General features: G+C 58.3%; 23 protein-coding genes. 19 read left to right on the top strand and 4 right to left on the bottom strand.

Features of this window, described 5'->3' with window-relative positions; all coding sequences use genetic code 11:
* Nucleotides 1-185: 185 nt before the first annotated feature.
* The 11 genes from nifB (at nt 186) to XH87_RS10865 (ending at nt 6,882) form a co-directional block, all read left to right on the top strand.
* The gene (gene nifB / locus XH87_RS10915) at nt 186-1,685 is read left to right on the top strand and encodes a nitrogenase cofactor biosynthesis protein NifB (RefSeq protein ID WP_442868258.1); all 1,500 of its coding nucleotides are present in this window, start codon (nt 186-188) and stop codon (nt 1,683-1,685) included.
* A gap of 10 nt (nt 1,686-1,695) precedes the next feature.
* Complete coding sequence (locus tag XH87_RS10910) at nt 1,696-1,920, top strand: 4Fe-4S binding protein (RefSeq protein WP_271587270.1); 225 nt, start codon at nt 1,696-1,698, stop codon at nt 1,918-1,920.
* Between the two features lie 140 nt (nt 1,921-2,060).
* Entirely contained in the window at nt 2,061-2,201 is a 141-nt protein-coding gene (locus tag XH87_RS10905) for a hypothetical protein (protein WP_271587269.1), read from the top strand.
* Between the two features lie 79 nt (nt 2,202-2,280).
* A complete protein-coding gene (locus XH87_RS10900; protein WP_271587268.1) occupies nt 2,281-2,595 on the top strand; it encodes a nitrogen fixation protein NifZ in 315 nt (104 codons plus the stop codon).
* Nucleotides 2,592-2,831, top strand: coding sequence for a nitrogen fixation protein NifZ (locus XH87_RS10895; RefSeq protein ID WP_128943600.1), 240 nt, complete (start codon nt 2,592-2,594; stop codon nt 2,829-2,831). The genes XH87_RS10900 and XH87_RS10895 overlap by 4 nt, the downstream gene beginning before the upstream one ends.
* A gap of 14 nt (nt 2,832-2,845) precedes the next feature.
* On the top strand, nt 2,846-3,205 hold the full coding sequence (locus XH87_RS10890; RefSeq protein ID WP_271587267.1) for a DUF3024 domain-containing protein: 360 nt from the start codon (nt 2,846-2,848) through the stop codon (nt 3,203-3,205).
* A 34-nt stretch (nt 3,206-3,239) separates the two neighbouring features.
* Nucleotides 3,240-3,509, top strand: coding sequence for a hypothetical protein (locus XH87_RS10885; protein WP_271587266.1), 270 nt, complete (start codon nt 3,240-3,242; stop codon nt 3,507-3,509).
* Between the two features lie 41 nt (nt 3,510-3,550).
* Nucleotides 3,551-4,705, top strand: a complete 1,155-nt coding sequence (locus tag XH87_RS10880; protein WP_271587358.1) for a DegT/DnrJ/EryC1/StrS family aminotransferase — start codon at nt 3,551-3,553, stop codon at nt 4,703-4,705.
* 283 nt (nt 4,706-4,988) lie between these two features.
* Nucleotides 4,989-5,291, top strand: a complete 303-nt coding sequence (locus XH87_RS10875) for a hypothetical protein (protein WP_333909178.1) — start codon at nt 4,989-4,991, stop codon at nt 5,289-5,291.
* 148 nt (nt 5,292-5,439) lie between these two features.
* The gene (locus XH87_RS10870; protein ID WP_271587265.1) at nt 5,440-5,787 is read left to right on the top strand and encodes a Rieske (2Fe-2S) protein; all 348 of its coding nucleotides are present in this window, start codon (nt 5,440-5,442) and stop codon (nt 5,785-5,787) included.
* A gap of 747 nt (nt 5,788-6,534) precedes the next feature.
* Complete coding sequence (locus tag XH87_RS10865) at nt 6,535-6,882, top strand: (2Fe-2S) ferredoxin domain-containing protein (protein ID WP_271587264.1); 348 nt, start codon at nt 6,535-6,537, stop codon at nt 6,880-6,882.
* Between the two features lie 404 nt (nt 6,883-7,286).
* On the opposite strand, the gene XH87_RS10860 is transcribed toward XH87_RS10865, so the two are convergent.
* Together XH87_RS10860 and XH87_RS10855 are read right to left on the bottom strand one after the other, a co-directional pair.
* On the bottom strand, nt 7,287-8,030 hold the full coding sequence (locus tag XH87_RS10860; RefSeq protein WP_442868256.1) for an OmpW/AlkL family protein: 744 nt from the start codon (nt 8,028-8,030) through the stop codon (nt 7,287-7,289).
* Nucleotides 8,031-8,470: 440 nt separating this feature from the next.
* Entirely contained in the window at nt 8,471-8,884 is a 414-nt protein-coding gene (locus XH87_RS10855) for an ArsC/Spx/MgsR family protein (protein ID WP_271587262.1), read from the bottom strand.
* Between XH87_RS10855 and XH87_RS10850 the strand changes: the two genes are divergently transcribed.
* The 8 genes from XH87_RS10850 (at nt 8,871) to XH87_RS10815 (ending at nt 17,334) form a co-directional block, all read left to right on the top strand.
* Nucleotides 8,871-9,317, top strand: coding sequence for a hypothetical protein (locus XH87_RS10850; RefSeq protein ID WP_271587261.1), 447 nt, complete (start codon nt 8,871-8,873; stop codon nt 9,315-9,317). The two genes, XH87_RS10855 and XH87_RS10850, sit on opposite strands and share 14 nt — an antisense overlap.
* Before the next feature lie 135 nt (nt 9,318-9,452).
* Nucleotides 9,453-10,337: a nitrogenase iron protein gene (gene nifH / locus XH87_RS10845; RefSeq protein ID WP_027571409.1), complete on the top strand. Its 885-nt coding sequence runs from the start codon at nt 9,453-9,455 to the stop codon at nt 10,335-10,337.
* A gap of 147 nt (nt 10,338-10,484) precedes the next feature.
* Nucleotides 10,485-11,276 carry a nitrogen fixation protein NifQ gene (locus XH87_RS10840; RefSeq protein WP_271587260.1) on the top strand — a complete coding sequence of 264 codons (792 nt, stop codon included), beginning with the start codon at nt 10,485-10,487 and terminating at the stop codon, nt 11,274-11,276.
* A 294-nt stretch (nt 11,277-11,570) separates the two neighbouring features.
* Nucleotides 11,571-12,761, top strand: a complete 1,191-nt coding sequence (gene nifV / locus XH87_RS10835) for a homocitrate synthase (protein WP_442868255.1) — start codon at nt 11,571-11,573, stop codon at nt 12,759-12,761.
* Between the two features lie 476 nt (nt 12,762-13,237).
* Complete coding sequence (gene nifW, locus XH87_RS10830) at nt 13,238-13,579, top strand: nitrogenase stabilizing/protective protein NifW (protein ID WP_271587259.1); 342 nt, start codon at nt 13,238-13,240, stop codon at nt 13,577-13,579.
* 991 nt (nt 13,580-14,570) lie between these two features.
* Nucleotides 14,571-15,680 carry an electron transfer flavoprotein subunit alpha/FixB family protein gene (locus XH87_RS10825; RefSeq protein WP_271587258.1) on the top strand — a complete coding sequence of 370 codons (1,110 nt, stop codon included), beginning with the start codon at nt 14,571-14,573 and terminating at the stop codon, nt 15,678-15,680.
* Nucleotides 15,681-15,691: 11 nt separating this feature from the next.
* Nucleotides 15,692-16,999, top strand: a complete 1,308-nt coding sequence (locus XH87_RS10820) for an FAD-dependent oxidoreductase (protein WP_271587257.1) — start codon at nt 15,692-15,694, stop codon at nt 16,997-16,999.
* Nucleotides 17,000-17,037: 38 nt separating this feature from the next.
* Complete coding sequence (locus XH87_RS10815) at nt 17,038-17,334, top strand: ferredoxin family protein (RefSeq protein WP_018319592.1); 297 nt, start codon at nt 17,038-17,040, stop codon at nt 17,332-17,334.
* 229 nt (nt 17,335-17,563) lie between these two features.
* On the opposite strand, the gene XH87_RS10810 is transcribed toward XH87_RS10815, so the two are convergent.
* Both XH87_RS10810 and XH87_RS10805 read right to left on the bottom strand, forming a co-directional pair.
* A complete protein-coding gene (locus XH87_RS10810) occupies nt 17,564-18,112 on the bottom strand; it encodes a carboxymuconolactone decarboxylase family protein (RefSeq protein ID WP_271587256.1) in 549 nt (182 codons plus the stop codon).
* A gap of 6 nt (nt 18,113-18,118) precedes the next feature.
* Nucleotides 18,119-18,673 (bottom strand): peroxiredoxin, encoded by a 555-nt coding sequence (locus XH87_RS10805; RefSeq protein ID WP_271587355.1) that lies wholly within the window; start codon nt 18,671-18,673, stop codon nt 18,119-18,121.
* Nucleotides 18,674-19,892: the final 1,219 nt, after the last annotated feature.

The raw sequence follows: 19,892 nt of genomic DNA, 5'->3' as shown, positions 1-19,892 counted from the left end.
AACCCTTTGACATAGGCCTGCAATCCAATTGTCTCTGCCATGGCATGTGAGTTGCTATTGCTCTTATCGAGGCTCGCTCACGGATGGTCCTGGGAAGCCGATGATGCCTGCAGGGAAGAACCAGAATGAACGCGGTCATGGAGCGCGGAAAATACGCCAAAGTTGCGCTGGATGACGGCACGACAATGCGGCCTGCGGCCGAGCATAGAGGCTGTCGCACTGTGGCCAAGGCGGGCCAAGCGGGCTGCGGGTCAGGGGCGGGCCATGGCGATCTGCCAGCCGAAATCTGGGAAAAGGTGAAGAACCATCCCTGCTACAGTGAAGAAGCACATCATCATTACGCCCGCATGCATGTCGCGGTCGCGCCTGCCTGCAACATCCAGTGCAATTACTGCAACCGAAAATACGACTGCGCCAACGAATCGCGTCCGGGGGTGGTGAGCGAGAAGCTCACCCCTGAGCAGGCGGTCACAAAAGTGCTCGCGGTCGCGACCACCATTCCGCAGATGACGGTGCTTGGCATCGCTGGTCCCGGCGATCCCCTGGCCAATCCAGAAAAGACGTTCAAGACATTCGAACTGATCGCTAACGCAGCGCCCGACATCAAGCTGTGTCTGTCGACCAACGGGCTGGCTCTGCCTGACTATATTGACACTATCGTCAGATCCAAAATCGACCACGTCACCATCACCATCAACATGGTGAACCCCGAAATCGGCGCCAAGATCTATCCGTGGATCTTCTTCAACCACAAGCGCTACACCGGCATTGACGCGGCAAGGATACTCGCCGATCGCCAGCTGCAAGGTCTCGAGATGCTTAGCGAACAGGGTATCCTGTGCAAGGTCAACTCGGTGATGATCCCAAACATCAACGACGACCACCTGGTCGAGGTCAACAAGGCGGTGAAGTCGCGCGGTGCCTTCCTTCACAATATCATGCCGCTGATCTCCGCGCCCGAGCACGGCACGGTATTTGGCCTCAACGGTCAGCGCGGACCGACGGCGCAAGAATTGAAGGCGCTACAAGATGCTTGTGAAGGGGAGATAAAAATGATGCGGCATTGTCGCCAGTGCCGCGCCGATGCGGTCGGTCTACTCGGGGAGGACCGCAGGGCAGAGTTCACCACCGATCAGGTCATGAAAATGGACGTCGAATATGACCTAGAGATGCGCAAGGCATATCAGGGCAGGGTAGAGCATGAGCGTGCCGCCAAAGTCGTGGCCGCCCAAAAGGAGCTTGCGGAATTTGCCGGAGAGATGAGCGCGATCACTCTTCTAGTGGCCATCGCAACCAAGGGCTCGGGGTTGATCAACGAGCACTTTGGGCATGCAAAGGAATTCCAGGTCTACGAACTTTCTACATCCGGCGCCAAATTCGTCGGCCACCGCCGCATGGACGTTTACTGCCAGGGCGGTTATGGCGAGGAGGACAGGCTTTCCGCCATCATGCGTAGCATCCATGACTGCCATGCGGTCTTCGTCTCCAGGATCGGCGGCTGCCCGAAAAGCAATCTGATCAAGGCGGGGATCGAGCCGGTCGATCAATACGCCCATGAGTTCATTCAGAAGTCGGCGATCGCATGGTTCAAATCCTATCTGGACAAGGTGAAACGCGGGGAGATTCAGCACGTGCAGCGCGCCGACGCCGCGATCCGGCAAGGATCTCTGATCTCTGCAGCGTAAGGGGGAATATGTGCCATTCAAGATCATCGCCTCGCAGTGTACGAGCTGCTCAGCCTGCGAACCCTTATGCCCAAACGTTGCTATCTCGGAGAAGGGGGGGAGCTTTGTCATTGAAGCGGCGAAATGCACCGAATGTGTTGGCTATTTCGACGAGCCGCAATGTGTCGCCGCCTGTCCGGTCGACAATACCTGCGTGGTTGACACCTCCTTGCCTCGCTACCAGGCGCCAGTCTAAAGCGTGAACCCCATGAACGGCATGCCAAGAGCTGGTGCTGAAAACGTACGCAAGGTTCGTGCTGCGCGTTGGCGGCGGAGCGTGCGCCGACGTTCGGTCCTCCATCACGGACGACGACTGCGCTGGATTGGCTTGCGATCGTGCTGTTACTGGTCGGCAGCACGGCCCTGGCGGACATTTCATTCTGCGCGGCGGTTCAAAAGGCGATTCTCGATTCCGAGAGCGGCCTTCCTACCAGCGCTGCCATCGTCGATGTGACTGATCACGCCGCGTGGGCATGAAGTGATGCAGGATGTCGCCTGCGGTGGGCGAGGCAGCTCCCTGCATCTCTACGAGGGAGCGAAGCATGAGGAGCTGTACATGAACAGCATTGTTCGCGACAGCGACGTAGTCGAGCTCAGCGACCCGCCTGTCTTCAGCTTTGGCCAAAAGCTGCGAGCCAATCGCACCATCCGCAATGATGGCACCTATCGCGGCAAGGAGATTGGCGACGTCTTAGTCAAGAAGGGGGAGGTGGGTTACGTTGTCTCGATCGGCACGTTCCTGCAGCAATTCTACATCTACGGCGTCGAGTTTCTGGAAAGCGGCTACCGCGTTGGCATGAAGCGCAAGGAACTAGAGCCGGTGGACGCCTGCGAGGAGATTGATGATCTGCCATTACCGGAGGGGTCATGACTCAGCCCGGCTTTCCGAAATATCGGCGGGGCCAGCGGGTCAAAACCGCAGTCGACCTCATCAACGACCACTCATTTCCCGATACGGAGCCCGAAGGAGTCTTGCTCGCCGCCGGAGCGACCGGCGAGATCATCAACGTCGCGATCCATACCGAAGCGAACGTGCCGATCTATATTGTCGATTTTGGTGAGCAGCTGCTCATCGGCTGTCTTGAAGAAGAAATCACAGTGCTTTGAATGGAGGCGTCGCCATGAATGCCGCGCTGATGAGAAAGGTAAAGGCCGGGCTGGTGCCTCACCCCAACGAGCTCGATCGCAAGCGGATCGAGCGCGGCTTGAGCTCGCGCAAGCGCTACCTCTACGTCTCGCCGAACGTGACGCCGGTGAGGGGCGGCTACCTCGTCGCGAGCCCCTGTTGCTCGCGCAACATCGACAAGGATGGCGCTCTCATCGATGTCGCACTGATTCTTTATGATGCCGTGAGCGGGATCTGGAAGATGTTTCGCAAGAACCACGCGCGAGGAAGCTGGGAATTTTACAGCCTTTACCATCGGTTGACTTCTGCAATCGACGAATTGAATGCGGATCCGGAGCGTCTGTTCTGGCAATGACGTCCCGCCTTTGACGAGTCATAGAGGAGCCGCGATGGCGCTCACCGCGAAGGAATTGATCGAAATCGAGCGGCTTCTTGCAGCCGATAGCTCCGAAATGGGTCCGTTTGTCGAGCTGCGGCGCCGCTTTCCGCAGCTTGCTTGGGTGCGCTGTGATGCGCCGGATGTGGCGGATCAGCCGTTTCGGCAGTTTCCGCGTTTCGATCTTCATCTGATCGATGGATCGGATCACTGCGTGCAGATTACGGCCGATCCGACGCGGGCGACCGGCATCGTATTGGCCAAAAGGAATGTTGGGCGGTGAGCACTGAACTAGCAGAGTATCGGCTTGATGGCGCGCACGCTGTGGAGGAGAATACATCGTTCATTCCACTGTCCGATCCCGATATCACCTTCGCCGAGCTCTCTGCCGTGGAAACGCTGCTGTGTTCGCGGCAAATCTCCAACGGGCGGATCACTGAAGCGTTTGAGCACGCTTTCGCCGCCTATCTTGGCCGCAAATATGCTGTTGCAGTCTCGAGTGGTACAATCGGGCTCCTGCTTGCGCTGAAGGCGCTCGGCATCGGCCCGGGGCAGGAAGTTATCGCCTCGCCCTACTCCTTTCGTGAAACCGCGCATGCCATCAGTCTCGCAGGCGCACGAGCGGTATTTGCAGATATCGACTACTGGTCGGGAGCATTAGTCCCAGCGAAGGCCGAAGAGTGCATCACGGCCGACACGCGGGCAATTGTCGCCGGAAATCCCAACGGTCATCCCGCGCCGTGGTCGGAACTGCGCGCGATCGCGCAGCGCCATCAGCTGCTGCTTCTGGAGGATTCCACCGAGGCGATCGGATCGAGCTACAAGGGTGAGCTCGTCGGCCGGTTTGGCGACCTCGCGGTGTTCGACTTTGCCCAGCCGATTGCCCTAACCTGTGGCGAAGGCGCAATGGTGGTGACCGACGATATCGACATTGCGGTTGGCTTGCGTCGCCATCGCGCCCATCGCCTGGACGAGCGCTCCTCCGTTGTTGTCGCTAGCACGGCACCTTACCAGGCCGGCATGAGCGATCTCACGGCTGCCTTGGGCCTAGCGCAGCTCAAGCGTCTCGATGAAATCCTGGAGCGGCGTCGGTTGGTCGAGCAGCTTTATAACGCGCATATGCAATCATTTGAGGGCATAAAGCCGCCTTATATTGGCCCCCATGTGACCGAGGTGAACTGGTTGCTTTATCTCGTTCATCTGGGGACACGCTTCACGCGATCGGGGCGCGACGCCATTATCGACGATCTGCGGGGCGCACGGGTCGAATCCGCTGCCTATAGCCAACCGCTGCACTTGCAACGCCACTACTTTGACTTCGGCTACCGCCGTGGCGATTTCCTGGTTACGGAAAAAATAGCCGATCGCGCTCTCGCGCTTCCGTTTCATACCCATCTTACGAACCAGCAGATCGAGTTTATCGTCGAAACCATGAAAGATGCGTCGATCAACGTGGGAGCGGGCGCAGCGATCTACTGAGATGCTCGTCATCCACGACACGGAAGAATGAAGGTTGAATGGCGATGATCGTAGGTTTTTTTAACGCGAGAGATGAGCAAACGGACCGAGCATACGTCGTTTTTGGCAGCGTTGCCTGGCGCAGATCGCGCTCAACACAAATGCGGGAGCACGCCGGATGCCGCTGGAGGCATGCACTCTCTGGAGGCCGCAAAATAAATGCTCCAAGCGACGGCGAAGAAGACCTGCTCGATAGTAGAGAAGGCGCCGCGTCCAAGGCGCGGCTTGAGGCTCACGCGCCAAGGTGCCCGAAACCAAGCACATCACAGTCGAGATCGTCGGTGTCCGCTCGGGATCTTTAGAGTTACCAAAACAGGGGATCGGTATGAACTCGCAACAAGTCATCATCCACGTCCGCTTCGGTCCGAACGGGAGGGTGATCCAAATCAGTGAACGCCCGGCGAAGCTCACGCCGAACCAATGGTTTGATGTCCTCAACGCCCGTGCCAGCCCGGCTTATCGGCCGCTCGCTCGTGGCCGTGGGATTTTTCGGCTGAGCCGGACTGCGATCGAAGCCCTCAAGCAGGAAACTGCGAGGCTGGGATGAGCGAACCGACAATCGGCAACCTGATGAGCGATCCGATCGAGGTTTTTGCCGTCTGTCCGGCCGATGCCATCGAGCGGAGTGGGGCCATGGGCCTTAGCCTGGCGCGGATCGATGATAGGAGCAGAGCCGGCCGTTTCCAATTATTGTGGTGCGCACCTTCGGCAACGACTATTTTGGTTACCTCAATCGTTGTCCGCGTGAGAGCGTCTGGCTCAACATCGACTCCGGTGCGGTTTGCTCGGCGGGCCGTTCCTTTCTCAGATGCGGCCGGCACGGTGCAAGATTCGAGATCGACACTGGCATGTGCATCGACGGCGCCTGCGATGGACAATCGCTTGAGCCGGTAGCGCTCGCCGTGATTGAAGGTGACGTCTGCCTGTGCGGCGTCAAGCTGCTGGAGGACGATCGGTTTGTCGCGAGGACAGCGACGAACCATGGATATCACGATCCATCCGGACTAACGGGCCTATCGCTTTGTTGTGCTCAAGCTGCCTGAAGCGCTTTGCCGTCGGATGAGGCCGTTGTACTCGTGAGGCAAACGACAGATCGGCGGCGGCGGAACGCAGCGGCCAGCTTCAGGGCAAAAAAGATGCCATGGGCTCGCGCCGGACGATGCGGCCAGCCGATCACGCCATGGCAGAACAGAGCGCTCGATTCACCGCGCCATCGTCGAGAATAAAGGCTCCTCGATAGGCGTCACGAGGGTCATGAAGATCGCTGCTCATTCCAAGATATGATAGCGCAAGAGCTGGGCAAAATAACCGAGGTTCTCGGTTATTCTGCGTACGAACTGCAGAAGATTGAAGTGGGAGGTTAAACGCTACGCGACGTTTGTCGGGTCCGAAACAGAAGAGAGCGACATTGTTGCAACCTCGGCAGTAATTGTGAGTCGCGCCGGGCAAAGCAAGGGATCGTTGCAGAAACGACCGTTGCGCATCTGGTGTGCAACTTGCTTTGGAGAAGTTGGATAGTGAGCAAGTGACGCGGGAGTTAAAAGATCGAAATGACGGGAGGCGAGGGTGGAATTGATCAAAGAGCTGCTCCGGACGCGACGGTATCTATCGCTGATCGTTAGCGGCGACCATCACTATGGCGCCCGCTCATTTCGTCTGCTTTCGCAAGCGCGAGTGGGAATCAGTAGCATCAATTGGTCGATGCGGCGTTCAATCGTAAGAGATTATGGGGCCGATGTGCGCGCACCTTGTCTCTTTCAGATGAAGCCCATTGATCACAGGATAGGCGCATGAACTCAGAGACCGAATTCGAGCTTCCTCAACTCTATAGGCATCATGTCTTTGCCTGCAACACGCAGCGTCCGCCAACTCATCCGCACGGCAGCTGTGGCGCCTCCGGTGCGCAAGCCCTGTGGGATCGAATGGGCAAGGCGATCGAAGCGCAAGGCCTCAACGATATTGGCTTCACGATGGCAGGCTGCCTTGGCTTTTGTAACTCTGGTCCCTTGATGGTCGTCTATCCCGATGGAGTGTGGTATCGCGCGACCACGCCTGATGACGTTGACGAAATCGTAAACTCCCACCTCAGGCAGGGCAAACGTGTCGACCGCCTTGTGATGGTGCTAAAGCGAAGCTAGAGGCTTCGCTTAGCGGCCACCTGCCCGCACTAGCAAGCATGGACGGCTTGTCGGTCCATGAGCTGGCCGCTCGGAGCTCGGGTCGTCTGAAGTTGAGCGGAGGCCTCACGCTCCGGGTCTGCGAACAGCAGGTCATCGACCTTGGCGCGGCGTGCCGCCTGTTTTCTCCGGCCCAATAGGCAAATGGCGCCTTTGCAACGCGCGACTAAACAAAGAATATCAACATATGCTGGGTCGATCTGCTTGTGAAGTCACTCCATGCCGCCTCCCCGCGTCTCGCGAGATGACGCGTCCTTGACGCATCATCTCGCTCCGTGCTTGCACTGCGGTGAGGTTAGGGGACGCGCTCGATGAGATCGCCGCGTCCGGTTTATCAAACGGAGTTTCCCTTACTGGTTCTAGCGTCAGAACTTGTAAGTGACGCCGCCGCTGACGAGCCATGGGTCGATATTGGCGCGCCCGGTGACGGCAATCGCATTGTTTACGGTTGCGGAGTACTCCGGCCGCAGCCACAGCTTCTTCACGTCAAAGTTGAGGCCCCAGTGACGATCAAGCATGTAATCGAAGCCGAATTGGACCGCCGCGCCGAATTGGTTGCTGATGCGCAAATCCGTCACGGCAAGTCCAGCGAGCGACGTATTGGCTGCCGATTGGTTGAAGAATGCGGTGTAGTTGATGCCCGCGCCGATATAGGGCTTGAGCGGCCCGAAATCGGTGAAGTGATATTGCAGGGTCAGTGTTGGCGGCAACAGCCAGGTTTTGCCGATATCAAGCCCAGTGAGCGCGCCATTGCCGCTGATGTGATGGCTGGATACGCCGAGAATGAGTTCGGCGGCGACGTTTTTGGTGAAGAAATAGGTGATGTCGAGCTCGGGTATGGGTTGATCGCTGATCGAAAGCCCAGAACTTGGTGAGGACAGCGAGGGCGTCCCGGCAACGTTGACCGAGCTGCCTGCGGTATCCGGCAATACGCCGAGCACGCGCAGGCGGATCATCCATGGATTGAAGGGTTCGATCGGAGGCGCTTTATAGTAGACCGGCGCCGCACCCAGATCCGCAGCCCGTACCGAGATGCTGGCCAACGAGGTCGCTAGCGCGAGGAGCGATGCCGTCGTCAAAACTGTCGTTGTTCTCATCGAATTCTCCATTCCAAAACTCGCGCGAGGAACCGCGCGAGATCGCTGTCACACATTGGGAATGGCGAAGGATTTGATGCCGATCAAAATGAGAGCGGCCGTAGCGCAATTATGCCGCTAAGTTGCATAAGGATCACGGCCACGAAGCGTGGTGGTCTGTTCTGATCGTGATTCAATTCAAGAGAGCCGAATCTCTTCAAGAAACTGCCTCTCGGCTTGGTGCTCTGATCCGATCCTGGCCGCGGAGGTCATGCGTGAGAAAGGCCGCAATTGCGGCATCCTCTCACACACTGCGTAGGCGAGAAGCGCGGCATTCGAGCGCAATATGGGCGATGCCGCTACGGAGCAGCCGCTCGAGGGTCCCCCCGGTTACTATCAGTGAAGGAAGCCGGAAGAGGCAAACGTCATTCTTTGCCTCGTTTGACGGCCTGCGGGTTCGCTCGGCCGTTTCCTCACGTCTGCGGACAACGCGTGCAGTTTGCTTCGTGCAAGCATCCCTCGAGATCATCTTGCGTCTTGCGGCCAAGCAGCGACAGCACGGGCCCATGATCGAGTCCGGCACATCGTGCCCCGTCTACGTCGATCAGCGGTCGTCGTATCAGGAGCGGATCGCCCACCATCAATGCGAGTGCGCTTGCCGCGTCGATAGTATCGGGATTGACTTCGCCTGACTTGATACGGGGTGCAGCTCGGTTGAACCAGGCTTCGACGGGCATGTTGCCGAAGAAGCTGCGCAATTCCTCCGCATCCCATGTCTCCTTCAAGATGTCTTGGGCGATCACGTCGTGGCCGGCGGACTTCAGCGCTTGAATCTGACGCGCGTTAGTGGCGCAGCCGGGCTTCTGATAAAAGATGATTGTCGTCACGACACACCTATGTAGGCGCGCTGAGCTGAACGATTGGCACGTCGCTGCTGCTTCCGGGAGCCCATTCGAATTTATTGCCGATCATCTCCAATGTCAGCGCACCAAGCGCCGTACCAACACTCGCTCGATGGTCCGCCAGGTTTCGAGACCGACCGGCCTAATCACTTCTGCTCAAATCGCCCGGCTTGCGGGAAGAGCAGCAAGTTCCGTTCCACACCTGAAAGCATTGGAACAGGTCCGGCCAAATCGGCTTTTCGCGTTGATGGGTGTGGTCGTTGTTAGTTTTCTGACAGTCGCGCAGATCCTGTCAGATCCAAAACAGCCAGGATCACTCACCGGCTGGTTGGTTTTTAGAAAACGTAATCAGAAGCTTAAGGAGCGCGGTCAAGCGTTGGCACGGCGGTTGCTAATAGACGGCAGCAACACTGAGTGAGGGCTGAGTGCACGCCGACGCGTACGGCGAGCGATGCGCTCCTTCCCTCGATCCCGTGTGCCCCCGTTTCTGAGAGAGAAACAAGCTCGCGCGCGAGAAGCGCAACTTTTGGCAAATCGGTTGATGGAGAGCAACATGTCTTCACTGAGACAAATCGCGTTCTACGGAAAGGGCGGCATCGGCAAGTCGACCACTTCGCAGAACACGCTGGCGGCGCTGGCCGAGATGGGTCAGAAAATTCTGATTGTAGGGTGCGACCCGAAAGCGGACTCAACCCGCCTGATTCTGCACGCCAAGGCGCAAGACACGATTTTGAGCCTTGCAGCGAGCGCCGGCAGCGTGGAGGACCTCGAGCTTGAGGACGTAATGAAGGTCGGCTACAAGGACATTCGCTGCGTGGAGTCCGGTGGTCCTGAGCCGGGTGTCGGCTGCGCCGGCCGCGGCGTCATCACCTCGATCAATTTCCTGGAGGAGAACGGCGCCTACGAGAACATTGACTATGTGTCATACGACGTGCTCGGCGACGTCGTTTGCGGTGGCTTTGCCATGCCAATCCGCGAGAACAAGGCGCAGGAAATCTATATCGTGATGTCCGGTGAAATGATGGCGATGTATGCCGCAAACAACATTTCGAAGGGCATCCTGAAATACGCGAACTCTGGTGGCGTGCGGCTGGGCGGTTTGATCTGCAACGAGCGGCAGACCGACAAGGAGCTGGAACTGGCGGAAGCGTTAGCCAAGAAGCTAGGCACTCAGCTCATCTACTTCGTGCCGCGCGACAACGTGGTGCAGCATGCCGAGTTACGCCGCATGACGGTGCTCGAATATGCACCCGATTCCAAGCAGGCCGATCACTATCGCAATCTTGCGACCAAGGTTCACAACAACGGCGGCAAAGGCATCATCCCGACCCCGATCTCCATGGACGAGCTCGAGGACATGCTGATGGAGCATGGCATTATGAAGCCCGTAGACGAATCCATCATCGGCAAGACCGCCGCCGAACTCGCGGCCTCGTAAAGGTCGCGAGTCGCGGCCTCGTGAAGGCGCGCGACGGATGCCGGTCTCCCTCACGCCCATCCGGGAGGCCGGCATTCTGATGATCGACCTTGACCAAAACCAGGATGCGGCGGGGCAAACCTGACCACTGTGGAAACCCGCAAAATTATGTCCGAAGCGCACTTCCTTCCGTTGATGGCTGCTCGTGCCGTTGATGCCAACAGCCAGATGCACAGGGGAATTGCAACCTACCGCCTGCTCACCGGTGTGCCTCCTGCAGATGCCGATATTGCCATTGACAGCAATCTCGATCGCCATGTCCTGGCGTCTATCCTGGCGGCTGCCACAATGGATGGTGGCTCCCTTCCCGAGAAGGCCGGCCTGTCCGGCCTTGAACTGGCGGCCTTGCTGGAACAGTACTTTCCCTCGCGTGAGATCAAGCTCGCGGAGCAGCTCTCGGCTTTCAAGTGCGAAGAGGACGACGAGATCGCAATGCTCCGCGATCTCTTGCTGAAGCAACGATCGACGGAAGGGGATATCGGCCGCTGGCTGGCTGCGATGATCGCGCGCCGTGCCAATGAGCCAGACCACCTGTGGGAAGCGCTCGGCTTGCGCAATCGTGGCGAACTCTCTCGGCTGCTGAGCCGCCATTTCGCGCCGCTCGCCGCGCGCAATGTCAATAATATGCGCTGGAAGCGCTTCTTCTACCGCATGCTTTGCGAGAATGAAGGCCTCGTGATGTGCACAACGCCCGTGTGCAATCAATGTGACGACTTCAACCTCTGCTTCGGCGAAGAAAGCGGTGAGAGCCGGATGGCCGAGCGCCGGCGCGATCTTCTGTTGCAGGCAGCTCGGCCGGTCGTTGCCGGCGACGGGCCATCTGAACTGCCACAAGCGTCCGCTATCGCCCTGTCATCCGAGAAAGCCTCGCCGGATTTGTTAAGCCGCGCGGGAGGTTGAGCGCGCGGCTGACGCCGTTTCGATGCGAGCGAGTGACCATGTGTCCAAGGCGGCGGCGGGCCCCAAGTGCTCCGCGACAATTCTCACATCCTGGCGAGCCGCAATTGCTAACGTTCGAACTCGGCGTAGCAACAGGCAAGGCGTCCGCTTCATGACCTGTCGCATTTGCGACAATTCATTTGCTGAAGAAGGTCGAGGACGGAAGCGGTAGAGTCGTCAATGGGTTGGCCGGGACGGCAGGCTGGCATGCTGGTTGCTGAAGCGTAGGTAGGTCAAACAATGAGGAGCTCTCGCGTGATTGCCGCCAGCACCGCCGCCAAATCGTCTTGGTCCGACCAGGTGCGCGCCAAGCCCACCGTGCTCAACGACACGACATTGCGCGACGGCGAGCAGGCACCTGGCGTTGCGTTCACCACAGAGGAAAAGCTGGCGATCGCGCAGGCGCTGGCGCGGGCCGGAGTCACGGAGATCGAGGCGGGAACGCCGGCGATTGGCAACGAGGAGATCGCCGCCATCCGCGCCATTGTCGAAGCAGATCTTCCGCTGACCACCATAGGCTGGTGCCGGATGCGGGAATCTGATGTCGACGCGGCGATCGAAGCAAAGGTCTCCATGATCAATATGTCGATCCCGACCTCCGATGTCCAGATCGCGGCCAAGCTAGGTGGTCATCGCGACCTGACGCTAGAACGGGTGAAGCGAGTGGTAGGCTATGCCTGTGAGCGCGGACTTGAGGTCGCCGTCGGTGGTGAGGACTCCTCCCGCGCCGACATTGATTTTCTCATCAGGCTGATGGCGACTGCAAAAGCCGCGGGCGCTCGTCGCTTTCGTATTGCAGATACGCTCAGTGTGCTCGATCCCGACGCAACCTACGCGCTGGTCGGAAATTTGCGTGCGACTACCGATCTCGAACTCGAATTTCACGGTCACGATGATCTAGGACTCGCAACCGCGAACACGCTCTCCGCCATCAGGGCTGGCGCGAGCCACGCCTCAGTGACCGTCATCGGGCTGGGCGAGCGGGCCGGAAATGCACCGCTCGAGGAAATCGCGGTCGCACTCAAGCAGCTCTACGGGCGCGAGACCGGCATCATACTCCATGAGCTCGACAACGTCGCCACGGTGGTAGCAGCCGCGGCCGCCCGTGCGATTCCTATGAACAAGGCGATCGTCGGACAGCATGTATTTACGCACGAATCCGGCATACATGTCGCTGGCCTTTTGAAGGATCAACGCACTTATCAATCGCTTGATCCCATTTTGCTTGGCCGCTGCAACCGCTTTGTGTTCGGCAAGCATTCCGGACTTGCGGCGATCACCGCGTTACTCGATGAACTGCAGCTCGTCGCCAGCGACGATCAAGCCAGGCAGATCCTGTCGCAAGTCCGCAAATATGCCATCGAGCACAAGCTGCCGGTCGAGCGCGAAACCGTGGCGGCGATCTGGCGCGACGTGTGCGGATGCTTGGCAAGCCACCCCACGTGAAAAGCCGTGTCCAGCAGCGTTTGCGTCGACCCTTCGCAAACCGACGCGCCGCAGGGACAGTGTCCGATGTCGCTGATGGCGCGAGCGGCGTCCAGCTTTCGCACGTCAGATCCCTTGACGCGATCTCACCTCCAGAGCTTACTTCCCGTTCCGCCATACATGCTGTGATCTCCTACCCAATGGCGAACCCTCTCCGGACGGCAAATCGGCGTCTTCTCGCGCGGCTGATTTCCGGTCCGGCGACCGTCCTGACGAGCGTCAACCTAGATCGTGGTTTGGCCATTGATCCCGGATCTTCATCGGGACTGGCGTCGTCACCGGCGGACCTGCCGATCTGGGCAGCGAAGTTGAGGGGACCGCTTTCCGGAGTGAGGCTTTGGCGATGCGCACCAGCTGTGCGTGGCATGACGGCAGCAGTTAACAGGCGCCACCCCATCTCATTGACCGTCCACAGCTAATCCGAAGGAGAATTTTCGATGATCAACTCATCCCCGGCAGCCGGTATCCTGGATCGGCTCAGCAAGGCCTCGTCGGCAGAGGATTTTTTTTCGCTGCTTGGCGTCGATTACGACCCTAGAATCGTGAATGTCGCGCGCCTTCACATCTTAAAGCGCATGGGACAATATTTTGCCAAAGAGCAATTTACTGGTGCCGCAGAGCCGGAAATCAGAGCTCGGTGCAAGGCGATGCTGGAGCAGGCCTATGCCGATTTCGTGGCATCGACACCGATCGACCAGCGAGTGTTCAAGGTTTTGAAGGATGCCATCGCAGACCGTAAGAAGGCCGCGGCCTTTGTCCCGTTGAGCGAGCTCAAGTGATCTCGCGCTCCACTGCAAGCAAGGTTTGCCCGACGCGCCGTGGCAACCCGATGTGGGGCCTTCGTCTTCATCCTGGTCAGCTCTCTGCAGCCGTGACCCGAGCGGCGCGTGTCGTATTCCCGACCCATGTCTGAACTGGTCGTGTCCACGGTATCAGCGGCTATTTCAAGTGTCTGCCAAACCAATAATTTCGACTGACTTCCAATGGTTTTTGCAACTGGTACGACACTTGCTGTTGTCCTGCCGATCCGATCATCGATGCCGACAGATGGTCGTCGTCCGAGATGAGATTGAAGGAAGACCCATGATGCTGCTTTTACTGCCCGCCGAGCGCTGCGCTATCATCTCGTGGCCTACGATCGCGCCAGGTCCGTTCGAAACGGTCTTTGACGCGATCGAAGTTCCGTATCGACGGTGACATGGTGGTCAATGGATAAGTTGCCTCTTCGCGCCACACCTGGAGAGGGTATGCACAGCGTCGTCCGCATCAAATCGGCCCCCGATTCCGCTCAGATTCGTATCCATCTCATGGCGGATAGCAACATGCGTCAGGAAGAGGGCCAACATGGGCCCATACGGGTTTTCGGTGCTGGAGGCTCGCCATGGATTGCGTGACAGGTGCGTTGCCGGGATCGCCCTCGTCGTCACCGTCAATGTGGAGCCGCTGGGCTGAGAATGAGGCGCAGGTATTGCGCGGCGAACCGATACGCCAACTCAGGCATGGAAGCGACCGGTCAGAATCACCGCGGCGCCCTGGCCGCCGCGGTGGCGCTCGTCGAACATGGCTCGCACGGGTCCAGTGTGGAAGACCTCTCCAAGTCCGGCCGCACCGGTACGTCTATCGCGACGACGCGTCTTTGTGCGGCCGGTCGGCCCAAGCAGACGGGGCAGAGCAGCCGGCCCCTTGCTGACCAAAAGTGATCTTCAGTTAACGAAGCTAAAAAGCAAACCTGTGGCGCGGGCGTGCCTATCTTTGAGGGGAATTTAGAGTATGAGCAATGTCACCAGAACGGCCATGCCGGCGGCGGCCGGCCGCGCAGCAGCCAAAAAAGAACTGCCGGAGCACTTTAAGGCGTACAAGCACGTCTGGGTCTTCGTCGAGCTGGAGCGCGGCCAGGTGCATCCGGTTTCGTGGGAGCTCATGGGTGCGGGGCGCAGGCTTGCCGACAGGCTAAAGGTGAATCTTGCCGCAGTCGTTATCGGTCCGGAGGGGCAGCACACACGTAACGCCGCGCTTGACGCCTTTTGCTATGGCGCCGATCTGGCCTATCTCGTGAGCGACAATGTTTTGTCGGATTACCGCAACGAATCCTATACCAAAGCGCTAACCGAACTCGTCAACACCTACAAGCCCGAGATCCTGCTGTTGGGGGCGACGACGCTCGGTCGCGATCTCGCAGGTTCCGTGGCGACGACCCTGTCGACGGGGCTCACTGCCGACTGCACCGCGCTGGACGTCGACGCCGATGGTTCGCTTGCGGCCACGCGTCCGACCTTTGGCGGCTCGCTGCTCTGCACGATCTATACCTTGAATTATCGTCCGCAGATGGCAACCGTCCGCCCGCGGGTCATGCCGATGCCTGAGCCCGTCGTACGCGATGCCGCTCGTATCATCGTCCATCCGCTCGGCCTTATCGAAGACGATATTGTCACAAAAGTATTGTCATTCCTACCCGACCGCGATGCAGAAACGTCCAATCTGGCCTATGCCGATGTCGTGGTTGCGGGCGGCCTGGGACTGGGATCGCCTGAGAACTTTCGGTTGGTGCGCGAACTCGCAACTCTGCTTGGCGCTGAATATGGCTGCTCGCGTCCTCTGGTACAAAAAGGGTGGGTTACATCTGACCGGCAAATCGGCCAGACGGGCAAAACCATCCGACCAAAGCTCTATATTGCCGCCGGCATTTCCGGCGCGATCCAGCACCGGGTTGGCGTGGAGGGCGCGGATCTGATCGTCGCCGTCAATACTGACAAGAACGCTCCGATCTTCGACTTTGCACATCTCGCGATCGTCAGTGACGCCATCCAACTGCTACCTGCGCTGACGGGCGCATTTCGCGCCCGGCTTTTGCCGAATTCGCGCGCCCGGATCGCGGTCTAGAGGAGATGATGATGATTGAAGAGAGATTCGATGCGATCGTGGTCGGAGCCGGTATGGCCGGCAACGCGGCGGCATTGACCATGGCCAAACGCGGCATGAAGGTGCTGCAGCTCGAGCGAGGTGAATATCCTGGATCGAAGAATGTGCAGGGCGCCATCCTCTATGCCGACATGATGGAAAAGCTGGTCCCCGAGTTTCGAGAGGAGGCGCCGCTCGAGCGTCACCTGATCGAGCAGCGGTTCTGGATGATGGACGATCGCTCCCATGTCGGCATGCATTACCGCTCGGACGACTTCAACGAGGAACGGCCGAACCGCTACACGATTATACGCGCGCAGTTTGACAAATGGTTCTCTTCCAAGGTGCGGGAGGCTGGCGCGACAGTGCTGTGCGAGACGACCGTCACCGAGCTCGCACGGGACGAGCGTGAAAGGATCGTCGGTGTTCGAACAGATCGCCGAGACGGCGAAATACATGCCGATGTCGTCGTGCTGGCCGAAGGGGTTAATGGCCTGCTCGGGACGCGCGCGGGCCTGCGCGCGCGGCCGACACCTGATAAAGTTGCGCTCGCGGTGAAGGAGATGCACTTCTTGCCTCGCGAAACTATCGAGGCGCGCTTCAATCTCAAGGGCGATGAAGGCGTCGTGATCGAGGCGGCCGGTACCATTTCCCGCGGCATGACCGGAATGGGTTTCATCTACGCCAACAAAGAGTGCATTTCGCTCGGCATCGGTTGTCTCGTCGCCGACTTCCAGCGCACCGGTCAGACACCCTACGGCCTGCTCGATCAATTCAAGAGGCATCCCTCTGTGGCGCCCCTGATAGCGGCGTCCGAAGTCAAGGAATATTCGGCGCATCTCATTCCTGAAGGCGGTTACAAATCGATCCCGCAGCTTTATGGGGAAGGCTGGGTCGTAGTGGGCGATGCGGCCCAACTCAACAATGCCATTCATCGTGAGGGCTCCAATCTCGCGATGACTTCCGGCCGTATCGCGGCCGAAGCGATAGGTCTGGTGAAATCGCGCGGCGAGCCGATGAATGCAACAAATCTTTCGATCTACAAGAAGATGCTGGACGATTCTTTCGTCATCAAAGATCTAAAGAAGTACAAGGATTTGCCGCCCCTGATGCATACCCATTCACAAAACTTCTTTCTCACCTATCCGCAGCTCATCTCCAAGGCGATGCAAAACTTTGTGCGCGTCGATGGTACGCCCAAGGCTGAGAAGGAGAAGGCTACCTTGAAATCCTTTGTCAAGGCGCGGTCATGGATAGGTCTGTTCGGCGATGCTTGTCGTTTTGCCCGGGCCTGGCGCTGACCACAACAGTGTGAAGTCCAACAATGGAAGGTCAAAGCATGAATGTCGAACCCCCAGTGCGGGTCGAAGACAAGCTGTATTACAACCGCTATCTTGTCGACGTCGGTCACCCTCACGTCAAGGTTCGTGCGCACACGACGCCATCGCCCCAGCTACTTGCACTTTTGAAAGCCTGCCCCGCGCGATGCTACGAGCTCAACGACGACGGCCAGGTCGAGATAACAGTTGACGGCTGCATCGAGTGCGGTACCTGCCGCGTGATAGCCGAGCCCACCGGCGACATCCAATGGAGCCATCCGCGCGGCGGATATGGAGTGCTGTTCAAGTTTGGGTGATGGTGGGACGAAGGGCCGTGGTGCGACCGACTTTAGGCGACAGGATCACACCGTATCTGTGGTGCATTCCGCGTCACTTGCACGGCGCCTGGAATTCGAGCAAGACACTCTTCATGGGAACGCCGCGCAAGACATGACTTGCAGATGCCCCGCTCGTCGGGAGCCACGAAGGACTGGTTGTGGGGTCACTGTGTGGCGCCACAACGCAGTCGATCGGATGGCAGAAGGATCAGCCCCTCGCCTGAGAGGGGTTGGGCCCAGCGGCCTCGATTGCGATCGCCACTGACTGCATGATCGCGGCAAAGCGCACGGCGGTCTGGATCGCTTCGGAATTGACGCCCGCGGCTCTCAGTGTCTTCTCATGGGCATCGATGCAGGCACCGCAGCCGTTTATGGCGGAGACCGCTAGCGACCACAGCTCGAAATCGGACGTGTCCACGCCGGGATTGCCGATCACGTTCATACGCAGCCGTGGCGGCATCGTCTTGTATTCCGGGTTGGAAACGAGGTGAGCGAAGCGGTAGTAGACGTTGTTCATTGCCATCAGGGAGGCTGCGGCTTTCGCTGCGGCGATCGCCACAGATGTCATCACAGCGGACGCAGCCGATTCCATCGTGGCAATCAGGGCTGCATTGCGGGTGGCAATCGCGCTCGCCAGCAGCAGCCCGTATTTTCGTTGCGGCGAAAGCGTCTCATCGGCCACCAAGGAGGTCAAGTTAAGCCTGACATCCTTAGCGAAATCGGGAATCCTGTCGCTTATTTGTTCGATCGACGACATGCTGCCTCAAACAACCTTCAAGGTTTCGCCGCCGATTTCGCGGTTGCAAGGACAGAGCTCGTCGGTTTGCAGCGCGTCCAAAACGCGGAGCGTGTCCTTAGGACTGCGCCCGACACTGAGATTGGTCGCATAGACGTGCTGGATCGTATTTTGGGGGTCGACAATGAAGGTGTAACGATAGGCAACCCCTTCGGGTGAACGCACGCCAAGACCATCGACGAGCGTTCCCTTTGTGTCGGCAAACTGCCAGATTGGTAGATTGTGCAGGTCGACATGTGAGCGCCGCCAAGCGAGCTTGCAGAACTCGTTGTCAGTCGAACCACCCAGTACAACCGCATCGCGGTCGGCGAATTCCTTGGAAAGCCGGGCAAACTCAGCGATCTCTGTCGGGCAGACGAAGGTAAAATCCTTGGGATAGAAGAAGATAATCTTCCATTGTTCTGGAAAGCTCGCTTCGGTCAGCGTCTCGAATGCACTCTGTCCTCCTTCTTCCTGCGCTTGAAAACCGGGCTTCACGCCTGTGATTTCGAACGGCGGCAACTGACTTCCAATTCCGAGCATGCTGTCCTCACAAATTTGCTTTTTGTAGATCGTGACTTCACTGTTGAAGCAAGCTATATGCCATCCGTTCTCAGGAGTGGATTCCAGCGGCTTTGATACAGGCATGCTCGCGGGCTTAGAGCGTCGATCAGCGCTAAGTTCTGAAAAATCTGTACCCAAGCGCTTCCCTGCAAAGCTTCAACTGGTTGACAGTCGTGAGCAGCGCATACAGAACTTATGAAAACAGCCTTGCTTTGCGCGACCGCCTGAGATGTTCGCCTGCAAGCGTCTGGTCAAAGCCCGTTCTGCGTCCTTCATCTCGCCATCAATGTGCCGAATGACTGTCGGCCTGCCGAGATCTAATGGAAATACTGAACCTAACGAAGGCGCGAGGTTTTTGTGGAATCTGGCGCAAACAAGAGCGGCTGTATCGCCGCGGCAACAGATTGCGCTAATAAGGCCGCAGATGCTCGCCGTTGCCAAACAAGGTGCGAGTAATCATAGCTACGGCGCTTCGTGCATAGAGGCGCTTGAAGCGGCGGTAGATCTCCATGCTCGAGGGGGTTTGCCGGATCCTGAAACGCGTTGAAGGCCAACCAGGCTCGCCGTCGGCGGCGATGGAGGCTTGAACTCTACGTAGCGTCAGGTTGTACAGTCTGGATCATACATGCGGCGATCACTCTGAAGCTTCATCATCACAAGGACCTCAATGTCTCAAGGTCTTAGGTGCATTGGGCATACGTTGGGAGTCCAGGCTGGGCTTTAGATGCGTGCCTCGACCCATTGATGCGAAGGGTCAGTAATATTCATTTCGAATATGGGGATACCGATAGGTGCAAGTGCCGCCAAAATCCTCCTTTTATGAGGGCTGCAATGCGGGAAACCCAGATATAATTCGGGCACAATTCTTTCGCCGCCTATTTCAGGACGGCCGCGCGGACCCAGCAACCGCCATTCGCGCTCGTAAGCCCAACTAGATTTTTTGTGAGAGAAAAGCTTGATGGCGGCCGACCTTCCATCACGCATCTCAGAGCGTAATATGGGAGGAGGTGCATTGCCATATGCAAGTCGCACAAGATGAACGACATCAAGAGTCCGGGCGATCAAGCGTTCCGCCAAGTATGCGACGCAAATCTCAGAATGTTGGCAGCGTAATGTGCCCACATTAGTTCGTTGTCGTTGGTGTCGCTAGAGCAACAAATTCCAATCGTTGGTTTGCTGCGGAGAACACCCTTAGTCC

This window comes from Bradyrhizobium sp. CCBAU 53415, assembly GCF_028128735.1.
Lineage (GTDB): Bacteria > Pseudomonadota > Alphaproteobacteria > Rhizobiales > Xanthobacteraceae > Bradyrhizobium.
This window is presented reverse-complemented; position numbering and strand designations above follow the sequence as displayed.